This is a genomic window from Spirosoma endbachense, from assembly GCF_010233585.1.
In the GTDB taxonomy this organism is placed as follows: Bacteria; Bacteroidota; Bacteroidia; order Cytophagales; family Spirosomataceae; genus Spirosoma; species Spirosoma endbachense.
The window spans coordinates 4683667-4708352 of the sequence record NZ_CP045997.1 but is presented as its reverse complement, the minus strand read 5'-3'; the positions used below and the strand labels follow the sequence as shown (position 1 = coordinate 4708352).

General features: G+C 49.5%; 21 protein-coding genes. 9 read left to right on the top strand and 12 right to left on the bottom strand.

Annotated elements, in window-relative coordinates; translation table 11 throughout:
• The first annotated feature begins 233 nt into the window (after positions 1–233).
• The 3 genes from GJR95_RS18970 to GJR95_RS18960 all read left to right on the top strand — a co-directional run bounded on the left by GJR95_RS18970 (position 234) and on the right by GJR95_RS18960 (position 4787).
• Positions 234–1811 carry a M81 family metallopeptidase gene (locus GJR95_RS18970; RefSeq protein ID WP_162387358.1) on the top strand — a complete coding sequence of 526 codons (1578 nt, stop codon included), beginning with the start codon at positions 234–236 and terminating at the stop codon, positions 1809–1811.
• Between the two features lie 146 nt (positions 1812–1957).
• Entirely contained in the window at positions 1958–4117 is a 2160-nt protein-coding gene (locus tag GJR95_RS18965) for a hypothetical protein (protein WP_162387357.1), read from the top strand.
• 157 nt (positions 4118–4274) lie between these two features.
• Positions 4275–4787, top strand: a complete 513-nt coding sequence (locus GJR95_RS18960; protein ID WP_162387356.1) for a hypothetical protein — start codon at positions 4275–4277, stop codon at positions 4785–4787.
• Between the two features lie 56 nt (positions 4788–4843).
• Here the strand turns inward: GJR95_RS18960 and GJR95_RS18955 are convergent, their stop codons facing one another.
• Both GJR95_RS18955 and GJR95_RS18950 read right to left on the bottom strand, forming a co-directional pair.
• Positions 4844–5356, bottom strand: coding sequence for a dihydrofolate reductase family protein (locus GJR95_RS18955; RefSeq protein ID WP_162387355.1), 513 nt, complete (start codon positions 5354–5356; stop codon positions 4844–4846).
• Positions 5357–5413: 57 nt separating this feature from the next.
• Complete coding sequence (locus GJR95_RS18950) at positions 5414–6280, bottom strand: helix-turn-helix domain-containing protein (RefSeq protein ID WP_162387354.1); 867 nt, start codon at positions 6278–6280, stop codon at positions 5414–5416.
• A gap of 167 nt (positions 6281–6447) precedes the next feature.
• Here GJR95_RS18950 and GJR95_RS18945 point away from each other — a divergent pair, with 167 nt between their 5' ends.
• The 4 genes from GJR95_RS18945 (at position 6448) to GJR95_RS18930 (ending at position 10709) form a co-directional block, all read left to right on the top strand.
• The gene (locus GJR95_RS18945) at positions 6448–8376 is read left to right on the top strand and encodes a sensor histidine kinase (protein ID WP_174260214.1); all 1929 of its coding nucleotides are present in this window, start codon (positions 6448–6450) and stop codon (positions 8374–8376) included.
• Between the two features lie 67 nt (positions 8377–8443).
• Positions 8444–9697, top strand: a complete 1254-nt coding sequence (locus tag GJR95_RS18940) for a DUF819 family protein (protein WP_162387353.1) — start codon at positions 8444–8446, stop codon at positions 9695–9697.
• 81 nt (positions 9698–9778) lie between these two features.
• On the top strand, positions 9779–10144 hold the full coding sequence (locus tag GJR95_RS18935) for a glyoxalase superfamily protein (RefSeq protein WP_162387352.1): 366 nt from the start codon (positions 9779–9781) through the stop codon (positions 10142–10144).
• Between the two features lie 4 nt (positions 10145–10148).
• Positions 10149–10709: a DUF6624 domain-containing protein gene (locus GJR95_RS18930; protein ID WP_162387351.1), complete on the top strand. Its 561-nt coding sequence runs from the start codon at positions 10149–10151 to the stop codon at positions 10707–10709.
• Positions 10710–10746: 37 nt separating this feature from the next.
• Here the strand turns inward: GJR95_RS18930 and GJR95_RS18925 are convergent, their stop codons facing one another.
• The 4 genes from GJR95_RS18925 to GJR95_RS18910 are packed head-to-tail and all read right to left on the bottom strand — an operon-like array spanning position 10747 to position 12875.
• Positions 10747–11253 (bottom strand): hypothetical protein, encoded by a 507-nt coding sequence (locus tag GJR95_RS18925; RefSeq protein WP_162387350.1) that lies wholly within the window; start codon positions 11251–11253, stop codon positions 10747–10749.
• The gene (locus GJR95_RS18920; protein ID WP_162387349.1) at positions 11250–11777 is read right to left on the bottom strand and encodes a hypothetical protein; all 528 of its coding nucleotides are present in this window, start codon (positions 11775–11777) and stop codon (positions 11250–11252) included. The genes GJR95_RS18925 and GJR95_RS18920 overlap by 4 nt, the downstream gene beginning before the upstream one ends.
• 54 nt (positions 11778–11831) lie before the next feature.
• The gene (locus GJR95_RS18915) at positions 11832–12311 is read right to left on the bottom strand and encodes a hypothetical protein (protein ID WP_162387348.1); all 480 of its coding nucleotides are present in this window, start codon (positions 12309–12311) and stop codon (positions 11832–11834) included.
• 12 nt (positions 12312–12323) lie between these two features.
• Positions 12324–12875, bottom strand: coding sequence for a DUF4468 domain-containing protein (locus GJR95_RS18910; RefSeq protein WP_162387347.1), 552 nt, complete (start codon positions 12873–12875; stop codon positions 12324–12326).
• A gap of 287 nt (positions 12876–13162) precedes the next feature.
• Between GJR95_RS18910 and GJR95_RS18905 the strand changes: the two genes are divergently transcribed.
• Together GJR95_RS18905 and GJR95_RS18900 are read left to right on the top strand one after the other, a co-directional pair.
• Entirely contained in the window at positions 13163–14932 is a 1770-nt protein-coding gene (locus GJR95_RS18905) for a purple acid phosphatase family protein (RefSeq protein WP_162387346.1), read from the top strand.
• Between the two features lie 131 nt (positions 14933–15063).
• Entirely contained in the window at positions 15064–15714 is a 651-nt protein-coding gene (locus GJR95_RS18900) for a hypothetical protein (protein ID WP_162387345.1), read from the top strand.
• 25 nt (positions 15715–15739) lie between these two features.
• Here GJR95_RS18900 and GJR95_RS18895 read toward each other — a convergent pair whose 3' ends face one another.
• The 6 genes from GJR95_RS18895 to GJR95_RS18870 all read right to left on the bottom strand — a co-directional run bounded on the left by GJR95_RS18895 (position 15740) and on the right by GJR95_RS18870 (position 24615).
• Positions 15740–17779, bottom strand: coding sequence for an alpha/beta hydrolase domain-containing protein (locus GJR95_RS18895; RefSeq protein WP_232541240.1), 2040 nt, complete (start codon positions 17777–17779; stop codon positions 15740–15742).
• Positions 17780–17919: 140 nt separating this feature from the next.
• Positions 17920–19317, bottom strand: coding sequence for an FGGY-family carbohydrate kinase (locus tag GJR95_RS18890; protein ID WP_162387344.1), 1398 nt, complete (start codon positions 19315–19317; stop codon positions 17920–17922).
• Between the two features lie 104 nt (positions 19318–19421).
• On the bottom strand, positions 19422–20696 hold the full coding sequence (locus GJR95_RS18885; protein ID WP_162387343.1) for a TIM barrel protein: 1275 nt from the start codon (positions 20694–20696) through the stop codon (positions 19422–19424).
• 54 nt (positions 20697–20750) lie between these two features.
• Positions 20751–22871 carry a bifunctional aldolase/short-chain dehydrogenase gene (locus tag GJR95_RS18880; RefSeq protein ID WP_162387342.1) on the bottom strand — a complete coding sequence of 707 codons (2121 nt, stop codon included), beginning with the start codon at positions 22869–22871 and terminating at the stop codon, positions 20751–20753.
• 354 nt (positions 22872–23225) lie between these two features.
• Positions 23226–23606, bottom strand: coding sequence for a hypothetical protein (locus GJR95_RS18875; RefSeq protein WP_162387341.1), 381 nt, complete (start codon positions 23604–23606; stop codon positions 23226–23228).
• A gap of 40 nt (positions 23607–23646) precedes the next feature.
• Positions 23647–24615, bottom strand: a complete 969-nt coding sequence (locus GJR95_RS18870; protein WP_162387340.1) for an extracellular catalytic domain type 1 short-chain-length polyhydroxyalkanoate depolymerase — start codon at positions 24613–24615, stop codon at positions 23647–23649.
• Positions 24616–24686 lie beyond the last annotated feature (71 nt).

The following is a 24686-nucleotide window of genomic DNA, read 5'->3' as shown; positions in this document are numbered from 1 at the left end:
TTCTCGGATGTAATGTCGGTTTCTCGGATGTGGTGTCGGTTTCTCAAAACCGACACCACATCCGAGAACGGTTCGACGATGCAACGATTCACCGTTACGATTCTCAAAATCTCGCTGTTCATACCAGGGTCGGTTTGGCGTGAGGTCAGGTTCTTCAACCTGACCTCACGCCAATGCCTGCTAAACCTTCTCAAACGAATTGCCTACTCTACAGAATGAATTAACTTGGGGGCATGAAACTTGTCCTCTTTACTCTGATAGCCGGGTTTACGTTCGCTGGTTCGGCAGTTGCCCAATCAACCAGTAACCCTGGAGTAACCCGATTGCCACGAATTGCAATCGCTGGTTTAGGCATTGAATCCAGTACATTTTCTCCGGCGGTTACCAATGAAGAAGCATTTCACGCCCGTTATGGCGCTGAAGTATTCAACGCGTATCCATTTATGGTAGCCATTGCTCCATTACGAAAAAAGGCAGTCTGGCTACCGGCCATCGTGGGTAAATCATTGCCTGGAGGGGCCGTAACAAGGGAAGCCTATGAGTCGCTGGTTAACAAAATGCTGGATTCTCTTAAAAAGTACGGCCCTTACGATGGCCTGTATTTTGATATTCACGGCGCTATGAGTGTCATCGGCCTCGACGATCCGGAAGGCGACCTGATTACCCGAATCAGGCAAGTGATCGGCTATAAAACCCTCATTTCTACATCCATGGATTTGCATGGGAATGTCTCCTGGCGATTGGCTCAAAATACAGATTTAATGACCTGTTATCGTATGGCCCCCCATGAAGATGCCATGCAAACCAAGGAACGGGCTGTGGTCAATTTGCTCGAACGAATTAAGAGCGGGAAAGGGAAGCCTGCTTATAAAGCCTTGATTACGGTACCAATTCTGTTGCCGGGCGAAAAAACGAGTACACGCATCGAGCCCGGTAAGAGTCTTTATCATGAGGTTGAGCCCCTGGCCGATCATCAGCAGGGCATTGTTGATGCAGGCATATGGATAGGCTATGCCTGGGCAGATGAACCGCGCAATCATGCAGCCGTCATGGTGGTCGGCGATGACAAGTCCAGCGTAACCCAGGCCGCGGAGAAATTAGCCCTTAATTTCTGGAATGTACGCTCAAAATTTGATTTTGTAGCACCTACTGGTACACTGGAGCAATGCCTGGCTAAAGCCATACCCAGCCAGAAACGTCCTTTTTTTATCAGTGATACGGGCGATAATCCGACAGCTGGTGGCGCTGGCGATGTGACCTGGACACTCACCCAGCTACTGTCAAAGCCGGAGTTTCGGCGGGCAGATGGCCCCTCGTTAATCTATGCATCGATCCCTGATCCGGGATTAGTGAAAAAGGCAATGGCAGCGGGCGTGGGCGGCCAGGTAGAGGGTACGGCGGGAGCCATTGTCGATCACCGTTTTGCCGCACCGGTTCCGCTCAAGGGTACGGTAGAGTCGATTGTCGAGGGCGACAAAGATGCTGAGGTGGAAGTAGTCGTGAAAGTGGGTAGTATTCACGTAATCGTTACCCGGAAACGTAAACCGTATCACAAAGAAAAGGACTTTACCCGCTTAGGTCTGGAACCAAGAAAATCGGATATCGTAGTGGTAAAAATTGGGTATCTCGAACCTGAACTTTACGCCATGCAAGCCGACTGGATTATGGCCTTGACGCCCGGTGGCGTTGATCAGGATTTATTTCGTCTACCGTACAAACGGATTGAGCGTCCGATGTTTCCGTTCGATAAAGACATGAAAACCCCTGACCTTTCGGCCAAATTTGTGCCTTTGTCCGGTACAGCGAAGTAGGTTTCGATTGTGGATCTAGAATCGAAATGAATATGTATCCCGCGATTCGAACTGTTAGCCCGGTATAAGATCGGGCTGAAAGGAACGCGTTACGTTCACGCCTGTCGGGAGTAGGGAAATTCCTGCCCACCTGCCTTTTTACAACTATGATCTATCGTTTTTTTTTGCTGATTCTGACCGGATTGTTTGGCCATTTGATTGCGCCGTCTACGACAACATTCCGGCCATCCAACACGCGCATTGACCGAAAAGCGGTCGTAGCACGTCATAATGTTGTTGTGACCCGCTTTGATTCGATGCAGTCTGTATCGGTCGGTAATGGCGAGTTTGCCTTTACAGTTGACCCAACCGGTCTTCAAACCTTCCCAGACCTGTATCAGCATGGAGTGCCGCTCGGTACCCAGTCGCAATGGGGGTGGCACAGTTTTCTTAATCCGCAGCAGTATCGGATTGAGGAAGTATATAAAGACTATGAATCACATGGTCGTAAAATACCCTACACGTATGCCTATTCGCAGCCGGAACGGAAAAAGCTTGCCTCTGACTGGTTTCGTGAAAATCCGCACCGCTTACACCTGGGGCAAGTTGGGTTTGGGTTGACGAAAGCGGATGGAAAGAGTGCCAAACCCCAGGATTTGAAAAACAGTCACCAGGTGCTTGATTTATGGACTGGCGAAATTCGAAGCCATTTCGAGCTTGACGGACAATCGGTAGATGTGTTGACCGTTGCTCACCAAAATCAGGATCAACTCGCGATCCGTGTCAAATCGCCCTTACTGAAAACCGGGCGATTGACCGTGACGTTCCGTTTTCCGTACGCTTCCGGCGACTGGGAAAACAATACGGACTGGGAAAGCACCCAACGGCACATATCCCGACTGCAACCACTAACCAGTAAGTCGGCCGTGATCGAACGAACACTCGACACAACGCACTATTCGGCCAGTATCGGCTGGAGTTCATCCGCATCGCTGGTACAGGAAGGTGCTCATGCGTTTGTGCTGAAACCAACAGGACAACTGACTTCAATTGATGTAAGTTGTCGCTTTTCGAGTCGCCCCACCGGCGAAACACCCGCTTCGTTTACCGATACACAAAAGAACAGTTACCGAAGCTGGGAACAATTCTGGACGTCGGGGGGCGCTGTTGATTTTTCGGGGAGTACCGATCCGCGGGCTTCCGAACTCGAACGACGGGTTGTTCTGTCCCAATATTTAACCCGGATTCAGTGTGCAGGTTCGATACCCCCACAGGAAACGGGGCTAACGTATAACAGCTGGTATGGGCGACCACACCTCGAAATGCACTGGTGGCATGCCGCCCATTTCGCCCAGTGGAACCGGATCGATTTGCTGGAACGAAGCCTCGGCTGGTATCAGTCAGTACGGAAAAAGGCGAAGGCAATTGCTGCCCGTCAGGGATTTAAAGGCGTACGGTGGCAGAAAATGACCGATGCAGAAGGGAACGAAAGTCCATCGACCGTTTCTCCATTTCTGATCTGGCAACAGCCTCATTTTCTGTATTTTGCTGAGTTGTGCTATCGCCATCATCACAATCAGGCCATTCTGGAAAAATATAAGGAACTGGTATTCGATACGGCCGATTTTATGGCGTCGTATGCGTACTGGGACCCCGCTACGAAGCGGTATATTCTGGGCAAAGGCTTGATTCCGGCACAGGAGCGGTTTAAGCCCGAAGAAACCTATAACCCAACCTACGAACTGGCTTACTGGCATTGGGGGCTTACGGTCGCGCAGCAGTGGCGGCAGCGGCTGGGGCTGCCCCGTAATCCGGAATGGGATGATGTGCTGGCTAAACTATCGCCACTGCCCGTGCAGGAAGGCCTGTATCTGGCAGCGGAGAGCGCCCCGAATTCCTACACATTTGAACCCTACATTACCGATCATCCAACGGTGCTGGGAGCATACGGCTTTCTGCCGGCATCGGCTCAGCTTGATGTGCCGACCATGCAGCGCACCTTCGACAAGGTTATGTCTGTATGGCATTGGGAAGATACCTGGGGGTGGGATTATCCACTGGTAGCCATGTCTGCCGCCCGGCTCGGAAGGCCGAAACAGGCCGTGGATGCCCTGATGATGAAGGTTACCAAAAATACCTATCTCCCGAATGGGCATAACTACCAGCGGAATAATTTGCGAATCTACCTGCCCGGCAATGGTGGTTTATTGATGGCCGTTTCGATGATGTGTGCGGGTTGGGATGGGTATGCCGGATCGACTACGCCCGGATTCCCGACCGATGGTAGCTGGAACGTGAAATGGGAGGGACTCAATCGAATGCCGTAAGGTTTGGCCTTGATAAACTGCAAATCAGGACATGATTTTGTTGGTTGATACGGCGTTCTGGCCGCTTGATCCAGATGTTGGTTGATGAGGGTGGCTTAGGAACAATAACTTGCCCCTTTCCAGAACCATAAACCAGCCGAATCGGCGGTTATTCTATATGATACGTTTTTATCTAAATCACATCGATGAAATCGTGCTGATCCTTTGCCTGGTATTTACTTTTATCAATACCATTCGGCTCGTTCGACGCGCTACCGTTTCTGTACGAAAAGTACCTGCCTATTTTGTCGTTTTTGGTGCTACGGCCATTGCCACGTTTATCGGTGGTGGGCATTTGTTTGAAATCAGCTACCGGGCCATCGAGCGAGCTAACAATGGGACATTTGTATACGATTACCGATTCTATTCGCTGATTCTGATGGGCATGGTCCTGTTGTCGCTCAGTATCCGTATGCTTCGTGAAATCGGAGCTTGGTTTCGGGGAATTCCTGGTAGTCAGCGCAGCGCCATCAGAACCGCACTGTTGATCATTGCTATCAGTGCTCCTACAGGGGTATTTACGCCCATTGGCTATGTGCCATCAATCGGATGTGCCATCACGTTGCTGTTCTTTCCGTTTGCGGTCAGAAAAAGAGTTGCTGATGTAAGAGAAGACGTAGTAGTCTGGTAATTAATATTTTATGGTCAGGCGAAGAGCTAGTAGATGGCCTTCGCCTGACTAGTCATTTACACTTTCAAATACTGTAATTCAACCAGTCCACGCTCATAGGCTTTGCTGGCAACAAACGTCCAGTTATGTCGTGTTTCGGTTGGTTGAAATAGGGGTATACCGTTTCCCAGAATAATCGGATGGACGAAGATCTGGAGCTCGTCGATCAGTCCTGCGTTGAGCAGAACGGTGTTTATGTAGCCTCCGCCGACTAAAAAAATAGCCTTGCCACTCTGTTCTTTCAACGATTGAACAAAAGCAGCAATTTCGCCCGTAATAAACTGTACATAAGGCTCCTCCGGATGCGCTGTGTTGCGCGTAAAGACATAATTTTTCAGGTCTTTGTATGGAAAGTCGCCGAATGTTTTTGTCAGCTTGTAGGTTTCGTTGCCCATCAGAGTTGTATCAACACCCTCTAAAAAAGCATTGTAGCCGTATTCACCTTCAGTAAACAACCAGTCAATTTCGCCGTTGGGTCCGGCAATGTAACTGTCCAGGCTGGTAGCAATGAACAATTTTATCGTTCGCATGTCGGTTCGTTTTTGCGCAAAACTACCGGAACGGGAATCCGTAAAATTGTATAAAAGTTACGTTGTCTGGCGAATGTAACAGGGATCGTTTTTGTCGATCGTTCCGGCCAGAACCTGTTTCTGATATTGGCCAGGTGTCAGGTTAGTTAAGGATTTGAAGAGATGGTTCAGATGGGCCTGATCAAAGAAGCGATGGCGATGAGCGAGTTCCGTTAAGGATTGGTTTGGGTTGTTGGCCAGATCGGCAGTTACCTGATTTAGAAGTCGTATGTGCAGAAATCGACCGGGCGAAACCCCAACGTATTTGTTGAATGCCTGCGTTAATGATTTGGCGCTAATTCCAATTGACCTAGCCAGATCCCGAACGATTCCGTCGTGCCACGGCCGTTTTTGCAAGTAATCCACCGCGAAAGGCAGGTAAGCGGGCAGGTCTTTGCCCGAGAAATGATTCAGCAGAAAACATTCGAGCAAGGCAAGTTTGCCCTGCATGTCATTTGTTTCCCGCAACTGTTCGGTCAGGTCTTTAATGGGCTGGTGAAAAATCAGACTGCTTTCAACAACCTGATTGGTAAATTCTGAAGCCGGAATATTCGTCAGGGAATAAAGAGCCCACGGTTTCAGGAAAATGCCAAACGTTTCGTGTCGCCCACGGGTTGCGCTGCGTTGTGGGTGCGTATAAAGGCTGTTGACCCAGGTTGTCTGATCGTCAATTAACGGTTTACTGTCGGTTTGGCAAATCGAAAAATGATCCGAAAAGTTGAACATAAACTCGTGCCGCATCACGGGTAAACCAATGTCCTGCTGGTCGAACTTTTCGGCTGAAACTGCCCAGAATTTGTCGATAAACAGCCGAAGCGGTGCAGAAGGATGGCGGGCAATAATGTTCATAAACGAGATCGAAATCTGTTTTGACAACAGCTTCACAGGGAGTTGAGTTTCGGGCTAGTTCCTGATTTTTATCGGAAATTTCCTACTTATACTCTATGGTTTATCGATGAAAAAAAGTAACTAGTGACGTTTCCGTTGGTCCCTCCACAGATCTTCGATAATTTGCCCTGGCAATCTCTCTATTTTTAGATACAATCGTACGAATGAAACGGTGCTCTCGCTTTACTATCCCGATTGGCTTTATGGTGCTTTTGTGGGTAGTTGTCGTTCCTGGCTGGTCGCAGGTCGTTTCGGATAACAGCAATCCCGTCGATACGCAGCAGTTGGAAAAGGGAAAAGAAATTAGTCGACTGAAAACGGCCTTACAAAAAAAAATGAGCACCGTTGGTGAGGCCGATTCGCTGTTAAATGTGGCTCGCGAGCTGAATTATGCACCCGGACAGGTCATCGCATTATGCCACCTGGCAACGCTTCATATTCAGCAGGAGCAGACTGAAGAGGCAATGAAACTTTTCGCAAAAGCCGGGGAAGCCGCCGGACAGATTCAGGATGTGGAAGAAGCAGGCTGGGCACTGGGATATATAGGACGTATTCAGCACGATTATCGCCGAACATCGCCTGAGATAGCCGTTGCGTTGAGTAAGGTGATGACTGCAACAGGGGAGGCTATGAAAAAGGCTTCGAAGCGACTGGGCAGGAAGTCGTTGCGGACAGACCGAACGATTCCCGTTGATATAACGATAGAGGCTAATCCGATGGCCCTAAAAAAACGGTTTGATAATCGATCGTCGCCTGCTATTTCGACTGATTATCTGAGTTCAATTCCCATCCCAACCTATGATCCTGGCCTGAATCGGCACATTCGAATTAAGGCGGAAACGATTGATCGATGGGTCGATACATTAATCAATTCGGCCAGAAGCAATCCGAAGGTTGTGGAGCAACTTACGACCCGCAAGAAACTTCGCGATTCAACCAAAGCGTTAAGCAAGGCGTTTGCAAAAGAGGGCGATTATGCGCAGGCTTACCGGTATTTTTTGCAGTACAGTGCCTATAAAGATAGCTTAACCGCCGAAGCGACCACGCGTCGACTGGCTTCGCTGGAATACAGGCAGAACCTCCTTAAAAAAGAAGCCCAGATTCAGCTATTGACAAAAGATCGCCAGCTACGGGATCAGGAGTCGCATCGGCAACGCCAGTATGTTTTTATCCTCATTGGCTGCATCGCGCTTTTGGTGGCTTTTTCGCTGATCCTGACCCGTAACAACCGGGCAAAGCAACGAGCGAATCGTCAGCTAAATGAACAGAAGGAAGCCCTTCAGCAAACGCTTGTCAAATTGAAATCAACCCAGGATCAGCTTATACAGGCGGAAAAAATGGCTTCGCTGGGTGAACTGACGGCTGGCATCGCTCATGAAATACAGAACCCCCTGAATTTCGTCAATAACTTTTCGGAGGTCAGCACCGAACTGGTCACGGAACTGATTGAAAACCGCCAGAGCGACCAACACGATGAGGAACTGGATACTGAACTCATTAACGATCTACAGCAGAATCTACTGAAGATAAACCAGCATGGTGGCCGGGCTTCGGCGATCGTAAAGGGCATGCTGGAACACGCCCGTACGAGTAGTGGTGAGCGACTGCCTACGGATCTGAATGCGTTAACCGACGAGTATTTTAAGCTGGCTTATCACGGCATACGGGCGAGAGAATCTACATTTGAGGCCAGGTTGATTACCGACTATGCCCCTGATTTGGGGCCGGTTACAATCGTTCCGCAGGAAGTGGGTCGGGTACTGCTCAATGTGTTCAATAATGCGTTTTATGCTGTCCAAAAGCGGCAGCAAAGTAATGAGCCAGACTACCAGCCAGTCGTTGCGGTATACACTAGCCAGGAAGCGGATCGTGTCAAAATACGAATTCGCGACAATGGCACAGGTGTTCCTGAATCGATAAAACAGAAAATATTTCAACCATTCTTTACAACCAAACCAACCGGACAGGGCACAGGTTTAGGCCTTTCGCTAAGCTATGATATCATAACCAAGGGTCATGGTGGAACCTTTACGCTGGAAAGCGAGGAGGGGGAGTTTACAGAACTGATCCTGACCTTACCAATGTCTGTTTAAGCGCCGTAGGGCTTTGGCTTAGTCAATACCAGAGAGCAAGTAACCCAATGGATTTGTCCAGATTCTGATGCCGAAAGAACCTCTGATTACTCACGATGCCATTATTGTGGGTATCCTGCTTGCACTGCTGGCTCTCATCTTTCACACCTCCCGATCTGAACATCGGGGCTGGCAGAAATTCTATAACTGGGTTCCTGCTCTCCTGCTTTGTTACATTTTTCCGGGAGCGATGAATAGCTTTGGTATTATTTCGGGTGAGCAATCGAAGCTCTATACAGTTGCCTCGCAGTATCTGCTGCCTGCTGCGCTGGTATTGCTGACATCTACCGCCGATCTGCGCTCTATACTACGGTTGGGCAACAAAGCATTACTGGTTTTTCTAGCTGGAACATTCGGTATCGTCATAGGAGGTCCAATCGCGTTGGCGCTGGTCAGTTCGTTATCGCCGGAGTTTCGCCAGCAGGCCATTGACCAGCAACTCTGGAAAGGGCTGGTCACAATTTCGGGTAGCTGGATAGGGGGTAGCAGTAGCCAGATCGCCTTAAAAGAAATTTATGGTTGCAGCGAAGCCCTGTTTGTCATTATTCTGGTCGTTGATGCGATCGTATCAAACGTCTGGACGGCTTGTCTGATCTATGGAGCAGCCTTTTCGGAGCGAATAGATCGGTTTCTGAAAGCCGACACATCGAGTATCGAAGAGGTAAAAGCGAGGATTTTAAGCTACCGGGAAGAACGCGATAAACCGGCCGATTTAACCGATTTAACGACCATTCTGGCCCTGGGTTTCGGCGGAGCAGCAGTTGCCCATGCCCTGGCTTCCTGGCTAACCCAAACGTTTCAACCGCATGCCGACTGGATGCGGGCACACGGGCTGGAACCGTTTCTGTCGAACTTCCTGTGGGTGGTGATTCTGTCAACGACACTGGGTATTGGGCTGTCGTTTACCCGCGCCCGACAGCTCGAAAAACTGGGTACAACGGACCTCTCGACCTTGTTTATTTACTTTCTGATCATGACAATCGGCATGCGGCTCGATCTGTCAACTATCAGCGGCAATCTCGGATTATTTGCTGTGGCCATAATCTGGATGCTCATCCACATCCTGATCATGTTTATAGCTGCCCGCGTCCTGAAGGCCCCTTATTTTTTCGTAGCAGTGGGCAGTCAGGCCAATATTGGAGGGGTTGCAACCGCTCCGGCGGTCGCTTCTGTTTTTCACCCGGCGCTGGCACCGGTTGGCGTTTTACTGGCCGTACTTAGCCATGTGCTGGGCACTTATGGAGGTATAGCCTGCGCCTGGATGATGCAACTTGTACAATAAAGTTAGACCAATCGGAGTGTACGGCGTAAAAAGATTACGTTGAGTGGAATTTAGTATTGCGTCTGCTAAACGACAATACGCATGAAACTAGCGAAAACCGTACCTATTCTATATTCGGCCAGCGTGACCAGGAGCCTTGCCTATTACGTCGATGTGTTAGGCTTTGATAATAAATGGGAGTGGGAAAATCCACCCACCTTCGGGGGCGTGGTGAAAAATGACGTGGAGATTTTCTTCTGTCTGGACGGTCAGGGTCATCCTGAAACATGGATTTACCTGATCATCGATGACGTGGATGCCTACTATGAAACCATCAAAGCGAAAGGGGCTCTGGTTGTGTCTCCACCCGAAAGTATGCCGTGGAACATGCGGGAGATGTTCGTCAACGACCCCGACGGACATATCATTCGGATTGGTCATCGGATAGAATGCCACCCTATTCCGTAAGGAGATGGAAGTCAAAATCGCTCAGGAACTCATTCAATTGGCTACCCATGATTTGGCCGTTCGGGAGCAATTGCTTCAGGAAAACAAGCTGTCGAACGGCTATAATCCGAGCATGGAAGCCGTTCATCGGGCCAATGCTGTCCGGCTCAGGGAGATCATTGGTCAGATTGGCTGGCCAACCCGATCGAAAGTAGGCGAAGAAGCCAGCGAAGCCGCCTGGCTCATTGTGCAACATGCTATTGGCGAGGCTTTGTTTATGAAATCCTGTTATGAGTTGATGATCGTTGTTGGCGATGACATCAATCCGCAGCATTTGGCCTATCTATATGATCGAATCTGCTTTTTTACCGGCAAGCCGCAACGGTATGGCACCCAGTACGATAAGGATAAACTATTTCCCGTTGAGGATAAGGCAGCGGTAAATAAGCTACGGGCTGAAATCAGCCTCCCGATCATCACCGAACAACGTATTGCTGAAGCAATTGAAGCGGGCAACCCGGCTGATCTTCACACCGATGCAGACTTCCGTGAATGGCGTCGGAAAGCCGGGTGGCTTTCTGAATGAATAGGTTCTTACCAGACCACACTGTGAAATCGTCAGGTTAGGAAGCTTTGCCTGTTTTCAGGGATGCCAGCCAATTAATGGATATGCCAAACGCAATGAGAATGCCGACAATGATTAGTAGCCATTTTAATACTGGTAGAAACGGCCATTTAGTTAGTAGAAAAATGGCGCTAATAAACATCATACCAATAAGCGCCATTATCCCCAGGCTGAAAAACATAATCCAGGCGGTTCCAACACCCGAATCGCGGCTGTCGTGATACTGGACCGAACTGCATAGATAGGTGACAAGGAAGGCAATGCCGAGGCTACTGACCAGGCCAATACGAATTAACCATAACCAATGGTTACCAGGCGCCCAGAATAAAGGTATAAAAGCCATGACCACACCAATGAGCGGCAAAAACCAGCCATAGTTCAGTAACTGCTCTTTAGAGGAGTCGGTGGCCAGCGGCTGATAGAAGGCAACAAGCCCCATTGTCAGCAGAAAGAGGATGAGCCAGCTTAGTTCAGGACCAGCCAGATAAGCAGCGGTGCGGTTCATGGCTTAACCAGTGTTATTATGAAAACAATCGATCCGCCGATGAACAAAACGCCCGAAAACACGACGCCCAAAATGGATAAAACGCCCGTAATTCCAGCCTTGGGCCTGATGAGTAGTTTATCGGTTTGATTAAAATCGTCGTTCGCCGGGTTGAAAAGCCTGAATGTGCTGGGTTGGTCGATCGTAAACTCTGCAATTGGGACAATCCGGTTGCCAGACATATCCCGGCGGCCGGAAAGCAGAAAGTTATAGTTTTCGACGGCAATACTTTTTTCAGCCTGACGATCGAGCACCTCGAAGGGAATTTGTTTAGGAATTACGCCAAATATGGAAGGGCGCATCACCGAGATTTCATAGATACCAGGATCGCGGAGGTCAAAATAACAGGCAGGAGATTGAGCAATCCACTCAACTTTAGGAGCCGTTGCATAGATATCCATGAGCCGGGTGATACTTTTTATCAGTAATATAAAACCGACTACCGCCAGAGTTGCGAATAAAACGGTTGATGGAAGGGTGTACATGGGCGTACGAATAATAATTTTCTTAAAAAGAGGAAGGACCGTAGTGACGTTGTTTCAGGGGTTGTCCCACTTGAACTTCATCACGAGCAGAAAGAGGCTAAACAGAACCAGCAAACATTTTAGGGCGGGCAGGAATGACCAGTTCGCTAATTGAAAAAGGATAGCGATCAATCCTATGGACGCTAACAGTGTCCAGCCGATAGCGACGAAAAACAGAAATCCCATGCCAACGCCCAGATCGCGGATATCTGAATAGCTGGCCGATTTACACAAATAGCCCACGAGCAGAACAACACCAATCAGACTTGCCAGACCTATCCGTACCAGCCACCACCACAGGTTGCCCGTTGCCCAGAACAGGGGTACAAAGGCCAGCATGACGCCAATGGCGGGTAGATACCAGTTCAGCCAGATGATCTTCAGGTGACTCATTCCCGTTACGGGCTGGTTCTGGGCTACAAGAATTCCAGCTAAAGCGAGCAAAAGCAGCCAGACCAATTCGGGGCCCAGCAAATACGTGACAGTTCGGTTCATGGAGCCGGATTCCTAGAAACCTTTATAGTTTTTAACGTTTTCCTGAAGCAGTTGCAGCGTGCCTTTAAGCTGCTTATCAAGTTCCTGATAGATAAGCTGAAGGTCTTTTTCGTTGCGTTGCGAATAGACCTCGATCGGTGTTAATTTATCACTGTTCCCATCTTCTACGTCGATCTGCGTAATGGTTGCCCGGTATTTACGGTTGCTGCATTCGATGACGAAACTATAGCGGAAGGAAAACACACCACCGGCAAAACTCTCCGAACGGGGCATACTGACGACCTGTTTTCCCCGACTTACCAGATCGCCGGTTTCTTTGTCGTTCAGTGAAAAGGTACTGGTCGACGACGACGACGACTGAGCAATCCATAATCTGGCGCGCCGGAACAGGTCGACCTGCGACACACTGCCACAATCGACGACCTCGGAATACGTCACTTTCTGGTTGACTACTGGTAGTATGCCGTGCAATTTCCCATCAGTTACCGACGATGGGCTTAGTGTGGTTGCGAAAACAGAGCTTAGTAAACTGGCCATCAATAAGCCAAAGGATAATGTATGCATGGTTAAAGATTGATTTATAGTAGTGATTCTTTATTTAGGCTCAACTCTTACTAATGCAAGGCTCCTGAGGAATATAAAGAACACCCAAAAGTAGACGAGCGAAGGGGAGACATCCAGCCAGAGTTGACAACAGGTTGCCTCTGGTTAACAAGTGGTCGCGAAAAGGAAATAGTCTACTTACCGGAAGCAGACCTTATTGGTTTTCCCGTGCCTGCGGTTCCCATTTTTGCTGTATGTCCGAAGTGTCATCAAAGTTGTGTACTTTTAATGAAGCCAACTAGTAGTATATGATCCGTCTAACTCTCCTTCATGTCATTTGGATTGTCAGCCTGACAGTGGTTGTAACGGCTTCGGTGGCGCAAACCGTTACGCGTTCACCTTATCTGCAGACGGTTACACCAACGGGCATAACGATTCGCTGGCGTACCGATCAACCGACCAACAGCCGCGTTCGCTTTGGTAGTAACGCCGGTCAGCTTAATCAGGAAACTACCGATCCCACTGCAACGACTGAGCACATTGTTACACTAACCGGCTTACAACCGGCGAGTCGTTATTATTATGCCATCGGCTCGTCGGCGGGTGATTTAATGACCTCCAGTGATCAGTATTTTCAAACATCACCAACTTCAGGGTCTACGGTTCCTGTCCGTATCTGGGCGCTGGGCGATTTTGGCGTTGGTACGGCCAATGCCAACCAAAATGCCGTTTTAAATCACTACCGGCAAGCCGCGCAAAGCCATCCCGCCGATATCTGGCTCTGGCTGGGCGATAATGCTTATAATCAGGGATTTGACGCGCAGTACCAGCAAAACCTCTTTGATATCTATACCGATATTTTGAAGCATGTTCCGGTCTGGTCTACACCGGGGAACCATGAATACATCGATAACCCCAACAATTTAAATATTGACTATTTCAATCTGGTCAGTGTTCCGCAGCAGGCCGAAGCTGGTGGGGTGCCTTCCGGATCGAAACTCAACTATTCGTTCAATTATGCGAATATTCATTTCGTTTCGCTGGATTCTGAAGGAAATGATGGTTCACGACTCTACGATCCGGCGGGTCGGCAGGCGCAATGGCTTGTCAGCGATTTAGCCGCTAATCATCAGCCCTGGACAATTGTTTTTTTTCACCATCCGCCCTACACCAAAGGCTCGCATAATTCGGATACCGAAAACGATTTAATTCAGATACGCCAGCAACTGCTTCCTATCCTGGAGCAGTATCAGGTCGATCTGGTCTTATCAGGGCATAGCCATCTTTATGAGCGCAGCTATCTCATGAAAGGACATTATGGTCAGGCCAATACATTCGATCTAAACCAGCATGCTGTATCGACAAGCAATGCCCGGTATGATGGTTCGCCCAATTCCTGCCCGATAATCAACAAACAGGCCGGTACGATCTATGTGGTCAGTGGCAGCGGTGGGCAACTGGGTGGGCAGTCGGTTGGTTATCCGCACCAGGCTATGGTTTATTCGGATAATCAGGTGGGCGGTTCAATGCTGATCGATGTAAACGACAATCGACTCGATGCACAGTGGTTGGCTGCCGATGGAACCGTACGAGACAAATTCACCGTTTTTAAAAAGGTTAGCCAGCGCCGTTATTTCCTGACAATTCCCGATAAACCGCTGACACTGGCGGCTTCATGGCCCGGAAATTATACGTGGAATTCCGGGCAAACCAGCCGAACCGTCAGTGTGTCGCCCGCGGTGTCAACAACCTATACCGTCACCGATCAGTCTGGTTGTTTAACGGATGTTTTTACAGTCGATGTCGACAATTCGACGGATACGAACCTGAAGTTTGAGGGACAACTGACGATCAATCCAAACCCTACCACAGGAGCAACGGCCATTAAGGTGTCGATTCCCGCTCCCCAGACTATTGATTTGCACGTGACCGATAATCAGGGGCTTGTCATCTTCGAGAAACAATACGTCAACACCGCCGAAGTCAATGAGCAGATTAACCTTACGGTTCCTGGTGACTATCTGTTCATTGCGCGTGTTGGATCGCAGGTGCTCGCCCGAATGAATTTCAAGCTATAAGGCAGTTCTTCAGGGGTCATAAACGGCCTTCGATCCAGTTCAAACGCCCTATTTGACGGTTCAATCAGAATTGTTTATCAGAAACAATCCGGTGCTGGTAGCTTCGTTGCCACAAACGATCAGCGACCAGAATGAAAATTTTAACTGTACTTATTATCCTGCTGCAGAGTTCCCTTGGCCTGGCCCAGTATATACCAGTGGGTGCCATCACGATGTGGACTGATGGATACGTCGTCACGATGACGAACGATACGATCCGGGGAGAAATGCGCATTGGAACACTCGTAAATGATTCACCGGCTGGTGTCATTTTCCGCAATGCCGACAAGGCTAAAACCAAACTGAAAGGCGATGATCTTCGTCTTATTGCACAGCGCATTCCTGATTTCGCTTATTCGAGCGGGTATATTTCACGTGACCGGGAAATGGTTATTTTTGAACGGGTGCCCAATCCACGACGAAGCAATAAGCCGATGTTACTGGAACGCCTGAGCCCGTTGGAAGGACGAGTGGCGCTTTATTTCGATGTATCGGGCTGGAAGAAAACAACCGAGTATACATTCGGGAATTTCGTTCTGGAAAGTAATCGGCAGGAGTTGAGCTACATTGTTCTAAAAAACGGGCAGGAACCGGTGCTTGCAAGGCGTGGTGATCTGGAAGCTGTTCACGAAAAACTGTTTGGCGATTGCCCAACTTTCATCCGTAACTACCCGATAGCCACCCGTCGCGACTGGAATCAATTTGGCGAAATGGTTGCCGCTTATAACGAGCTTTGCCAATAAGTACCGGTTCGTTTTCTGATGCCTCCTACTTCAACACGTTACTTGCCGCTGCGGTATGAATATACAGCTCGACATCGTCCTGTAGCAAAAAACGTTGCTCGGCTAGTTTTCTGGCTGCTTTCTCCACTGCTTTCACGTAGCCATCGTGTGTCTGGTAACGCTCCAGTAACGATAAGCGAGGATCATTGACCGACAGCCGTTCGGCTTGTGTTGATTTAAAAGGAATATACTGACCGGCTCCTTCGCAGCCTTCATTTTCACCGTAACCAGCCCGACGCAGCGCCCAACCCGTTGTTGTAGCGATGGGCGCGGCAACGGGTGGCAACCGAATCCCGGCTATCTCATTCCCATCCTGATCAACCTTAGAAACAAAGTTTATGTAAACAGGCCGCTCACCGATACTGGGCGGATACTGGCTCATGATTCCGTGTCCAAACGAAGAACCAAAATCAAGCTGGTAGCGAGTGGTGATGAGGCCCGTATACGTCACGCCCGGAATCGTAGGCCAGCCGAGTGCTTCCTGTGCAATCTGTCCGGTTTGCCAATTCTGATGAGCATTGGCGACAACTGCCGTGCCCGTTGATCGCCGGGGAACTTCACTTTTGGGCGGAGGAGTGCCTTTCGTTACCCAGTCGTCCAGGGCAATAAACAGAGCCCGTAGCATTGGTTCGGCATTCGTAGGATTCTGGAATTGCTGGCATAAACCACGGTTATTCACATTGCCCGCACCATGCTGGGCACCTGATACGAGGAAGAAACGAACATTTTCCGGGTCTGGCAGGTCATTTCCTGTGGCATCGGTATGCAGTAGCGAAGCCGCTTTTACCCAATATTCGTTGGCCGAATTGATTTCGAAAACGTTGGGGCACGTATGGCTGGTTGAACAGGCGGCTATCCGTCCTCCCGTTTTCCCCGTAAATGGGTCCTTGGTAACGGGATAGGCAAATGGAAAAACGCCTTCCGGATAAAGGTGGTTTTGCCGATTACGCTCGGTTCGTGAGGGTTGGGCAAACCGAACGTTCAGCCCAATACCACTGCCACCGCCCAGCCAGTTTTCGATGCCATCGATGACCCGCCGGTTATTTTCATCGGCATTGAAGCCAAGGGTCTGAAAGTCATTTAAATAGCGGGCCGGTTGCGAAACGGCGTACGAGAAGGTATACTGCAAATCGCCAGCCAGTGGATTAACGTTGCCAAAATCGTCGGCTCTTGCGTACCGTAAGAACGAGACAAAATCACGCGTGGCCGCAAAACCAATTCCGGCCGCAATGGGATCGCGGGCCGGATAGACAAATTCATAAATCGCACTTTGCCGGAAAGTCGTTCCGGCGGGCAACAACCGGATCGTACGCTCATTGACATACTCCCAGCCTCCTGCCGGAATAACAGTAGGCGAGTCCTGCAAATGGTCGCGCACGGTGAGGGTTGCCTGTGCGGTGTTCAACGTGGTTGCTGGATAAGCGAGCGAATATGTTGTTGACGGTTTATCGTCGAAAACGATGTATTCGTAGGATGGCCCCGTGATCGGTGAACCGTCCGGGTTCCTGACAGTCGGAGCGCTGATTGTCAGGTTATTATTGGCGGCTGAAGCCGAGGGGTCCCAACCGTTCCACGCGATTGTGTAGCCCCTGTTCATCAAAAAGCCATCGCCCGCGTGTGCGGCTGTGGTAGGATCATTGCCACCACTGCTGTTGTTGAAACCGCCGAACAATTTCCCGCCACGATTATTGACTTCCAGAAAGAGTTTATGGTTGCCATTGGCCAGATTGATCGGCTTCAGGATGTAAATGTCCATTACATACTCCACTTTCCCTCTGGCATTGCGAGGAGCTAGCTGGATGTCGGTAATGACGGCATTTTGTGGAGCCGTCGGATCTAGTTCGCCATAGGCTTTTCCCCGTAATTTCTCGTAAACGCCCACCTTTCCAAAGACCTTCCCCTCGAACGTTGGCGATTGAACACTGGTAATTTCAATCCGAACAATCCGCGCCTGAAGTTGTGGGGCTTTGCCAACAAAACCGAGCACGAACAGAAGTACTCGGCTAAAGCGAAATGGTACGTTCATAGGTGTTTGAATGAGATGAAGAGTTTGGTCACGAAAAGCACAAAAGAGATACGAAAGCCTCCGGTTCGCCAAGTACGGGTAGAGGCCTTCGTATCCCAAAAGGAGCTTATGAAATCTCGAAAATCAGAACAAATTCCGGGTTAAATGGCCACGGAATCTGTTGAATATAACTTCAGATCAACAATTTCGGCAGGAATAGCCTTCGTGTTCCAGTGCTGGTGAATAGACAGGGCTGCCCCCAGCGCCGTTGCCTGGGCCACCGACGCGGCAAAGACTTCGGTTTGCGGAAAGGCGGCTGCCAGCAATGACATATAAATTGGGTTCTTGCTGAATCCTCCATCCACGAATAGCCGCTTGACGGGTGAGTTTTCCAGCACCAGATCCGTTGAAATCAATTGTTGGGCAACCAGATCCAGCATAAGCTGATGGTAGGCTTCTTCGTAGTTCTGAAAATGAGACAGATTCCGGTGGCCAAACAACGACTCCTGCATGGGCGGGTTTTTTACCAGATCGAAGTTGGTTCCAGCGTCGGGTCGGTGCATCCTGAGCGACTGGATCAGCAGGGGATCATATGCAACCGTTTTGTAGTAATCAGCGGGCGTTTTGAAATGCTCGGCCAATCGTTTGGTTTGCTGTTCGTGTTCATAACCGGCAAATAAGCGCGATGCCTTCACGGGCTGACCTTTGTAATGCAGAAAACACAAACAGTCATACTGCAACTCTTCGGGTGTAACGGGACTGGCATTGAACGGATTCATGCTAATCGACCAGGTGCCCGTCGAAATCAGAATAAAGGGTTCACGAAACGACGCCAGATACGGAATAAGAGCCGCCGAACTATCGTGCAGACCGATGCCGACCGGATAAGGCCGATTGAGTTCTTCCGGGCTAATGACACTATCGGACGGGAATGTAGGAGCGAGAATCTGGTCAATGCCTTCATTCAGAACCCACTGGTGATAATCGTTTCGCTGAAAATCCCACAACATGGTATGACAGCCAATGCTGGTCAAGTCCGAGAAACACTTTCCGGAAATGAGATAGCTCACAAATTGCGGTAAATGAAGCGAATAACGGATGCGTTCGTATAGCTCGGGCTTATCATACTTGAGCCTGTACAGCATCAGGCCAGAGTTCAGGCTATCCAGCGCTGGTGAAGCCGTTTGTTGGGATAGATCGCTCTGGGTTCCGTAGGTGTCGTAAAATTGCTGCCGGATAGCTGCCGGAAAAGGCTTGAGGTAATTATATAAGTACCCAACCGTTTGCCCATCGGCACCCAGGTGGACAAAACTGGCCCCGTATGCAGAAAAATTGACGGCCTTTACCGAGAACTCGGGTAATTGTAAAACATCGTTCAACGATGATTGTACCCAGTCACTTAGCTGAATGACATCTTCGCAGGGATCGCCATCATCGTCGGTTGTTTCAGGAAATTGCGTCGTCTTTTCCCAAACAATTTCATAGTCTTCATTGAAGAGAAACAGCTTCTTGTTTGTCTTACCGACGTCAAAAATGGCGATAACAGGCCTTTGGGTCATGGGAAAGGGAAAAATTAGATAGAATGTAGCATGTAGGCTATAGCGTGTATGATATCAAACAAAAGAATCATACACGCTATAGCCTACATGCTATATTGCTTCGCTTACAGTCCTGTGGCAATTGTTTTGGTGCCGCGTTCGCCAATGAGCTTCTGCCGAACGTTTAACTGCCGGTATAGAGCCAATGGCTGAATGGCACCACCAGCCCGCAAACGGGCCTCGGCTACGAGCGGCCGAACGTCGGTGCGGAAGGCTTCCTGAAGAATTTCCTGCGCCCGAACGACATCATTGGCTTCCCGTGCTTCTTCCAGCGCAACCCGGTCAACCAGCAAGGCCTGAGCATAGGCAAGCTGAATGGCTTCTACTGACTGGAGCAGATCTTCGAGCGGATCTTTTACGTTGTGCGATGCGTCGATCATCCAGCCGAGGCTAGTCGCATGGTTCAGGCCGCGTGCATCCAGACCATCGACCAGTTCGTTGAAAATCAAAAACAACTGGTATGGTTTTACACTGCCAGCCGTCAGGTCATCATCGCCGTACTTGGAATCGTTGAAATGGAAGCCGCCTAACTTCTTTTCGTTCAGCAGAATGGCAACGATTTGCTCGATGTTGGCATTCGGCAGATGGTGGCCCAGATCGACGAGCGTATACGCTTTCGGCCCCAGTTTTGTCGCGTACAAAAAGGACGAGCCCCAGTCACCAATCGTTGTCGAATAAAAATTGGGTTCGTAGGCTTTGTATTCGACCAGCATCTTCCAGTCGTCGGGCAGTGCTTTGTAAATAGCCTGAAGGCTATCGAGCGTCCGTTCAAACGCTTTGCGGAAATTCAACTGACCAGGAAAGCAGGAACCATCGGCCAGCCAAACCGTCAATGCGTCAGACCCCAATGCTAAGCCATGCCGGATTACCTCGATATTGTGCTCAACGGCCTGTTGACGAACCGCTGGATCGACGTGTTGCAGCGAGCCAAATTTATAACTGAGGGGCTGGCCGGGCTGATCCTGAAACGTATTGGAATTCATGGCGTCGAACCGAATGCCATACTGAGCTGCCAGTTGTTTGATGGCCTCCGGGTCCGTTGGAATATCCCAGGGAATGTGCAGGGAAATGGCTCCGCTCGACTGGTTCAGGGCATGGAGCAAACCAATGTCTTCGAGTTTCTCTTCCAGCGAACGGGGTTCACCACCACCCGCAAACCGACCAAAGCGGGTTCCGCCCGTACCTAATGCCCAACTAGGAATGGCGATCTGAAAATCGATCAACTTACCGATAATAGTTTCGGCATTGGCTACTTCTTCAGTCCAGTAGGCCAGCTTGCGCTGATGACTTTCCTGTAGGCTGTTATTATGGTCAGCTATCTGATACGATTCGAGTTGCATAATGTTACTAGGGTTTAATCGATTTTGGTTTACCGGATTCGGTAAACCAAAACCTTATCGAACAAACGCCATGGCTACACCGCCGTCAACGTTCAGCACGTTGCCCGTCGATTTATTCAGCAGGCCGCCAACAAAGGCAAAGCAGGCGCTGGCAATATCATCCGGCAAAATGATTTCGTTCAACAATGTCCGTTTTGCGTAGTAAGCAGGCAGTTCTTCAACCTTCACACCATAGGCTTTGGCGCGCCCTTCGGCCCAGGCACCAGCCCAGATTTTACTGTCTGAAATCACCGCATCGGGGTTGACGACGTTCACCCGGATATGATCTTTTCCTAGCTCGGCAGCATTCAGGCGGCTCAGGTGTAATTGAGCGGCTTTGGCAGAACCATAACCCGCGTTATTTGGACCCGATACCAGCGCATTCTTGCTGACAATGTTCAGCACATCGCCACCAATGTCCTGTTTACGCATGATCTCAACGCCATACTGGGTAACCAGGAACTGACCTTTAACGAGTACGTCGTACAGTAAATCCCAGTCTTTTTCGGTATGCTCCTCAATCGGTTTCGAAATCGACAGACCAGCACAGTTAACGACAATGTCGACACCACCAAAGGCCAGTGCGGCTGTTTCATACGCTTTCCGGATGGTTTCGGCATCGGTAACGTCCAGCAGGGCAGCGGCATGAGCATCTTTGCCATACTGCTGTTTGAACTCATCATCAGCTCCTTTCAGCCGGTCGGCGTCGTTGTCATTGATCACAACCACAGCACCCTCCGCCTGGAAGCGTTTGGCAATGGCCTTCCCAATACCGCCCGCACTACCCGTAATGAGCGCGATCCGGCCCGATAGAGGCTTTGGTTTTGGCATTCGCTGCAACTTTGCTTCTTCCAGAAGCCAGTACTCAATATTGAACGCTTCCTGACGGGGTAGTGACGTATATTCCGAAACCGCTTCGGCACCACGCATCACGTTGATGGCATTCGTATAGAATTCGGCGGCTACGCGGGCGGTCTGCTTGTCTTTCGCAAACGTGAACATACCGACTCCCGGATAGAGAATGACGACCGGATTTTTATCGCGAATCGCCGGACTGTTTGGGTGTTTGCAGGTATTGTAATAATCCTCGTACATGGCCCGGTACGACTCAAACGCCGACGTCAGTCTTTCTTTCACCGCTTTAGTGTCTGACAGATCTTCGTTGGGAGCCAGTTCCAGAACGAGCGGGCTGATTTTGGTGCGCAGGAAGTGATCAGGACAGGATGTTCCCATTGGAGCCAGCCGATCGAGATCTACCGAGTTGATGAATTGAAGAACGCGATCATCGTCAGTAAAATGGCCAATCATGGGTTGCTGGTTCGAGCAGAAACCGCGAAGAATCGGAGCGAGGGTAGCAGCCTGTTTCAGGCGGGCGTCTTTCTCGATAGATTCCAGTTTCTGTCCGCCGAAAATCGGGCCTTTTTTGCCGTAATTTTCTTCGAGGTATTCCGCACACCGTTCAATGACTTCCAGCGTGTTTACGTAGCTTTCATAAGCCGTATCACCCCAGGTAAACAATCCGTGCGAACCCAGCATGATACCGCGGATACCCGGATTTTCCTGGAGACATTGCTCCAGTTGCAGGCCTAATTCGAAACCTGGTCGCTGCCAGTCTACCCAGCCAAGCGTACCGCCGAAGAGGTCCTGAACGATCTGTTTGCCATCTTTTGCAGCTGCAATGGCAATGGCGGCATCAGGGTGGAGGTGGTCGATATGCTTGAACGGTAGAAACCCGTGAAGCGGTGTATCGATGGATGGCGCTTTCGACGCCAGATCAAAAATACAGTGGTTGAAGAGCTCAACCATTTCATCTTCGAATTCAAGACCCCGATAGATGGTTTTCAGGCTGCGAAGGCGATCCACATACAGCGCTGCCAAACCACTGCGTTTGAGGGTGCCGATATCACCACCCGACCCTTTGACCCACATCACTTCGGTATCCTGACCCGTAAGCGGATCTTTCGCCAGTGCTTTGCAGGAGGTATTACCTCCGCCGTAGTTGGTCAGGCGCAAATCAGCACCGAGTAAATTAGACCGGTAAATCAATAGACCTACCTCATCGCCGGCCAGTTCTGCCGCTTTGGCTTCGTCCCACAAATAGCTGACGTGCTGAAACGTTTTTGTCGTACTTGACATAGTTTAATAGTTATGCTGCTGTTTGGCAGGTGTGTATTGTTGCGCTCTTAATTTGATCCAAAATTATTTGACATCGAAATAAGCTCTTTCCTGTACTGTCCTACTTTTAGTTGTATTTGTGAAAAAAAATCCGTTGTCAAAGGAGATATGTTCGGTTAGCGCAACCGATACGTCATGAAAGCACAAAAGAATGAAGTGTCATGAAACTAATGTATGCATCGTGCGAAGTTCTATGCTTCACTACTAATTTAAAAAAAACTGGCCGAAAATTACATTATCGTAAACTAAAGTAGGTGCCCTGATCAGGGCACCTACGCAAAAAATTAACTGTATGAGCCGTCGACGGCTTACCCGCTATTGCCGTTGCTGACGCCGTTCTTTCATCTGACTCATCATCTCTTCTTTGAGAGCCAGGTATTTGTTGAACTGGTCCTTGTTCAATACTTCTTTTAATTCATTATCCTTACTTTTCATACTTGACTTAGCCGCTCGCGCTGTTTTTAAATTTCGCCCGCCGGTTTCCAGTAAAGACTGCATCTGTTTGGCGTATTTCAGGTTAATATCGGCTACCGAAGTTTCCTGTTCCGCCGACAGATTCAGGGCTTCTTTCATTCGGGTTGTTTGGCGGGTAGCTCGTTCTTCGGGTGTGCCGAGCTGACCGCGTTGAGCAAACGACGAGATGGAAATAAGTACCAGAGTCACTGATAGAATGACGTTTACCAGGTTGCTTTTCATGATGATCTACTTGTTTGATTGTTGGTTTATTCGACTCGCATTAGGGCAGCGACAGTGTTTTGAAAAATTGCCAGATGATATCGTTATTCACGAACGCTTCCGACGGGGTATCGCCGATGAAACGTGCTCCTTTTTGGCCACCGGGCCAGGCGTGCCCACCATCTGTGGTCAGGTAATACTGAATCTCGGTGCCGCCTACGCAATTCGTCCATTTATAAAACGTGTATTTGTCGGTCGTACGAACAATCTGTTTCTGACTCTTGCATTGCGCTAGTTGTGCGAAAACTGTGAGTGTACTATCCACCGGGGCATTCCATTGTTTGTTGATGCTCTTAGTGCCAACGCCACCCATATACGGTACGTTTCGATCCAGTTGCGAATGGATATGCAGAATCGGCATGATTCGGGTAGGCTGACAGGCTGTTTTTAGCTGCATGGTTCCTGCGTTCGCAGCGATGGCTGCCAGTTTATCTGACAATTCACAGGCCAGCCTGTAACACAGCATCGCACCGTTGGAGTGGCCCGTGGCATACACTTTTTTGGGATCGATGCGGTATGTAGCGGTCAGTTTATCGATTAATTTTCCGATAAATCCGACGTCATCGGTTTGCTGCGTTGATGCACTCTGTCCGCAACATGCGCCTGCATTCCAGGTACGTAAATGCAGGATGCCGGCGTTTTGTATGCCATCCGGATAGACGACAATAAAGCCTTCCTGGTCGGCTTTTTCGCTCCACTTCGATTGGGATTCGAATTGCTGCCCACTACCACCACCGCCGTGTAACGCAATCACCAGGGGTAGCGGATTTGTGCCCTGTTTGTAGGCAGGCGGCACATGCACCCAGTAAATTCGTGTCTGCCCTTCATGCCGAACGGTATCACGAACACTAGATTCGGCTACCGGAGCGAATGAAGCCTGCTGCGTTTTGTTTAGCGAACATAGCCCTAAAGTCCTATCTCCCAAAAGAATAAGGCCCACTATTAAAATCGTTACAATCAATTTGGTCATTATTGTTTAGTCGTTTTGACAACACAAACCTACGGTCTCGATGAAGCGACCAGGGGAAAATCAATGTGAAG

Coding starts and splice junctions, on each gene's coding strand:
- GJR95_RS18970 (WP_162387358.1), top strand. CDS start 234: ATGAAACTTGTCCTCTTTACTCTGATAGCCGGGTTTACGTTCGCTGGT.
- GJR95_RS18965 (WP_162387357.1), top strand. CDS start 1,958: ATGATCTATCGTTTTTTTTTGCTGATTCTGACCGGATTGTTTGGCCAT.
- GJR95_RS18960 (WP_162387356.1), top strand. CDS start 4,275: ATGATACGTTTTTATCTAAATCACATCGATGAAATCGTGCTGATCCTT.
- GJR95_RS18955 (WP_162387355.1), bottom strand. CDS start 5,356: ATGCGAACGATAAAATTGTTCATTGCTACCAGCCTGGACAGTTACATT.
- GJR95_RS18945 (WP_174260214.1), top strand. CDS start 6,448: ATGAAACGGTGCTCTCGCTTTACTATCCCGATTGGCTTTATGGTGCTT.
- GJR95_RS18940 (WP_162387353.1), top strand. CDS start 8,444: ATGCCGAAAGAACCTCTGATTACTCACGATGCCATTATTGTGGGTATC.
- GJR95_RS18935 (WP_162387352.1), top strand. CDS start 9,779: ATGAAACTAGCGAAAACCGTACCTATTCTATATTCGGCCAGCGTGACC.
- GJR95_RS18930 (WP_162387351.1), top strand. CDS start 10,149: ATGGAAGTCAAAATCGCTCAGGAACTCATTCAATTGGCTACCCATGAT.
- GJR95_RS18925 (WP_162387350.1), bottom strand. CDS start 11,253: ATGAACCGCACCGCTGCTTATCTGGCTGGTCCTGAACTAAGCTGGCTC.
- GJR95_RS18920 (WP_162387349.1), bottom strand. CDS start 11,777: ATGTACACCCTTCCATCAACCGTTTTATTCGCAACTCTGGCGGTAGTC.
- GJR95_RS18915 (WP_162387348.1), bottom strand. CDS start 12,311: ATGAACCGAACTGTCACGTATTTGCTGGGCCCCGAATTGGTCTGGCTG.
- GJR95_RS18910 (WP_162387347.1), bottom strand. CDS start 12,875: ATGCATACATTATCCTTTGGCTTATTGATGGCCAGTTTACTAAGCTCT.
- GJR95_RS18905 (WP_162387346.1), top strand. CDS start 13,163: ATGATCCGTCTAACTCTCCTTCATGTCATTTGGATTGTCAGCCTGACA.
- GJR95_RS18900 (WP_162387345.1), top strand. CDS start 15,064: ATGAAAATTTTAACTGTACTTATTATCCTGCTGCAGAGTTCCCTTGGC.
- GJR95_RS18895 (WP_232541240.1), bottom strand. CDS start 17,779: ATGAACGTACCATTTCGCTTTAGCCGAGTACTTCTGTTCGTGCTCGGT.
- GJR95_RS18890 (WP_162387344.1), bottom strand. CDS start 19,317: ATGACCCAAAGGCCTGTTATCGCCATTTTTGACGTCGGTAAGACAAAC.
- GJR95_RS18885 (WP_162387343.1), bottom strand. CDS start 20,696: ATGCAACTCGAATCGTATCAGATAGCTGACCATAATAACAGCCTACAG.
- GJR95_RS18880 (WP_162387342.1), bottom strand. CDS start 22,871: ATGTCAAGTACGACAAAAACGTTTCAGCACGTCAGCTATTTGTGGGAC.
- GJR95_RS18875 (WP_162387341.1), bottom strand. CDS start 23,606: ATGAAAAGCAACCTGGTAAACGTCATTCTATCAGTGACTCTGGTACTT.
- GJR95_RS18870 (WP_162387340.1), bottom strand. CDS start 24,615: ATGACCAAATTGATTGTAACGATTTTAATAGTGGGCCTTATTCTTTTG.